Raw genomic sequence first — 2,224 nt, forward strand, 5'->3', positions numbered from 1 at the left:
GCGCCGCGTACCTCGGCGCGGCGCGACCGCCCCTCCACCGCGTCCGGCACGAAACCCCGGCGACTGCTGACGGCCCCCCTCCATGAGCGGCGGCATCGGCCCTCTGGAGCCCGGCGAGGACACCCTCGCCCACGACCGCCTCCCCCGCACCGACACCGCGACGCCCTTGGGATCCACCGCGACGAGGCGCCGCGCCCTGGCCGCCCTCGCGACCGCCGCACTCCTGGCCGGCGGCCTCCACGACTGCGCGAGTCGTCCCGAGGACCGTCCGCCCACACCTCCCCCCTATCCGGCCCAGTCCGTCACCGTCATCTACGCCGGGACACTTCCTCCCCTTTCGTCCCCGGCGATTCCGTCGACCTTCACCTTCCAACTCATGGTGGCCATGGGAAAAGGTCCGGAAATCAGCGTCGAAAAGGTCGCGCAACCTTCGGAATCCATGGCACTCTCCACTGCCCCCATTCTCCCGCTGACGCTTCGCGCGCACTCTCATCGGACACTGACCATCACTATCCGGATACGGGACTGCGCGAAAACACCAAGGAACGCGAGCCTGCCCTACCTGGATGTAACGCTGCGCAACATTCGCGCAATACAACAGCGGAGCTACATCCTCGGTCCGGGCTACGCGGAAGACCTCGCCACCTGGATCGCCGCCTCCTGTCCGGACCCAACGCGCCCCGCACTGCCCCCTCCTGCCGATTCTCACAATGCGAGATGAGAGGGCGACCGATTTCCCCCCTTCTGCCCCGCGATCCGAATCGGACATTCCACTTGGGCATAACAAGAGCGTCACAGCATGGGTCCGACCTTCCCCCCTTCCCGTGAAAGCGGCCTATAGTCACGCCCAGTCACCGCGCCACCGGATGCCTTTCAGTTCGGTTCCAGCGCTCGACTCGGCGTTCCACCGAGGAACACCCGTGCCCGGAGAGGACTGAATCGTGCGTCAACGTTCCCTGCTCATGATCACCACCGCGATAACCGCCGGAGCGCTCACGCTGTCCGCCTGCGGATCGCGCGACGAAGGCAACAAGGGCGGCAGTGACGCCGAGGGCGGCAGCACCACCGTCGTCATCGGCGTCGACGCCCCCCTCACCGGAGACCTCTCCGCGCTCGGTCTGGGCATCAAGAACTCCGTCGACCTCGCGGCCAAGACGGCCAACAAGGAGAAGACGGTCAAGGGCGTCACGTTCAAGATCGAGGCCCTCGACGACCAGGCGCAGCCCGCCTCGGGCCAGCAGAACGCCACCAAGCTCGTTGCCAACAAGGACGTCCTCGGCGTCGTCGGCCCGCTGAACTCCTCGGTGGCCGAGTCGATGCAGAAGGTCTTCGACGACGCCAAGCTCGTCGAGGTCTCGCCGGCCAACACCAACCCCGCCCTGACCCAGGGTCCGGACTGGAACGGCGGCACCAAGAACCGCCCGTACAAGTCCTACTTCCGCACCGCCACCACCGACGCCATCCAGGGTCCGTTCGCCGCGCAGTACCTCTTCAACGACGCGAAGAAGAAGAACGTCTTCGTCATCGACGACAAGAAGACCTACGGCGCCGGTCTCGCCGCCACCTTCACGGACGAGTTCAAGAAGGTCGGCGGGAAGGTCGCCGGCGTCGAGCACATCAACCCGGAGAGCAACGACTTCTCGGCCATCGTCACCAAGGTCAAGAACTCCAAGGCCGACGCGGTCTACTACGGCGGCGAGTACCCGCAGGCCGGCCCGCTCAGCAAGCAGCTCAAGGCCGCGGGCGCCAAGGTCCCCGTCGTCGGCGGTGACGGCATCTACAGCGCCGACTTCATCAAGCTCGCCGGAGCGGGCGGCGCGGGCGACCTCGCCACCTCCGTCGGCGCGCCCGTCGAGGAGCTGCCCTCCGCGAAGGAGTTCGTCGACAACTACAAGGCGGCCGGCTACAAGGAGGCCTACGAGGCCTACGGCGGCTACTCCTACGACTCCGCCTGGGCGATCATCGAGGCGGTCAAGGCCGTCGTCGAGGCCAACGACGGCAAGCTCCCGGACGACGCCCGCGCCAAGGTCACCGAGGCCATGCAGAGCGTCTCGTTCGACGGCGTGACCGGCAAGGTCTCGTTCGACGAGTTCGGCGACGCCACCAACAAGCAGCTCACGGTCTACACCGTCGAGGGCGACGCCTGGAAGCCCGTCAAGTCGGGCACCTTCACCGGCTGACCCACCCCCGCACCACCACTCCGCGCGGGGCGCTGATCCACAAG

The 2,224-nt window shown here is 67.2% G+C and carries 2 protein-coding genes; both read left to right on the forward strand.

What is annotated here, in order from left to right; genetic code table 11:
• The first annotated feature begins 82 nt into the window (after nucleotides 1–82).
• Nucleotides 83–721 carry a Tat pathway signal sequence domain protein gene (locus ACFWEG_RS28905; protein ID WP_387221049.1) on the forward strand — a complete coding sequence of 213 codons (639 nt, stop codon included), beginning with the start codon at nucleotides 83–85 and terminating at the stop codon, nucleotides 719–721.
• A gap of 220 nt (nucleotides 722–941) precedes the next feature.
• Entirely contained in the window at nucleotides 942–2,180 is a 1,239-nt protein-coding gene (locus ACFWEG_RS28910) for a branched-chain amino acid ABC transporter substrate-binding protein (RefSeq protein WP_387221051.1), read from the forward strand.
• The last annotated feature ends 44 nt before the right edge of the window (nucleotides 2,181–2,224 follow it).

This window comes from Streptomyces sp. NPDC060194, assembly GCF_042728285.1.
Taxonomy (GTDB): domain Bacteria; phylum Actinomycetota; class Actinomycetes; order Streptomycetales; family Streptomycetaceae; genus Streptomyces.